The sequence below is a fragment of the Chromobacterium sinusclupearum genome, assembly GCF_002902845.1.
Classification (GTDB): Bacteria; Pseudomonadota; Gammaproteobacteria; order Burkholderiales; family Chromobacteriaceae; genus Chromobacterium; species Chromobacterium sinusclupearum.
The window spans coordinates 1-278 of sequence record NZ_PPTF01000082.1 but is presented as its reverse complement, the minus strand read 5'-3'; the positions used below and the strand labels follow the sequence as shown (position 1 = coordinate 278).

Below are 278 nucleotides of genomic sequence, written 5' to 3'. Positions count from 1 at the left end.
ACGCTGACGGCCTGGCCGTTGGCGGGTTCGGGAATGCCGAGGCTCAGCACGCCACCCGCGTAGCTGGCGCTGACGGCCGGGTTGCTGCTGGTCACCGAGCCGTCGCTGTGCACGGTGACCGTGCTGCTGGCGCTGCCATCCTTGATGGTGATCAGCGCGCTGCCGCCGCTAGTCAGATTGCCATCGCTTAACTGCACCGTGGCCTGGACGTGGCCGCCCGCCAGGTCGGGGCTGGAAATCTGCTTGCCGCTGTGCTCCACAATCGAGACAGTCGGCGC

The 278-nt window shown here is 68.0% G+C and carries 1 protein-coding gene; it reads right to left on the bottom strand.

Translation table 11 applies throughout. The annotated features are described in order from the left end of the window. Window positions 1-278: hypothetical protein (locus C2134_RS21625; RefSeq protein ID WP_158248822.1), on the bottom strand; the 278-nt coding region annotated here is incomplete at both ends.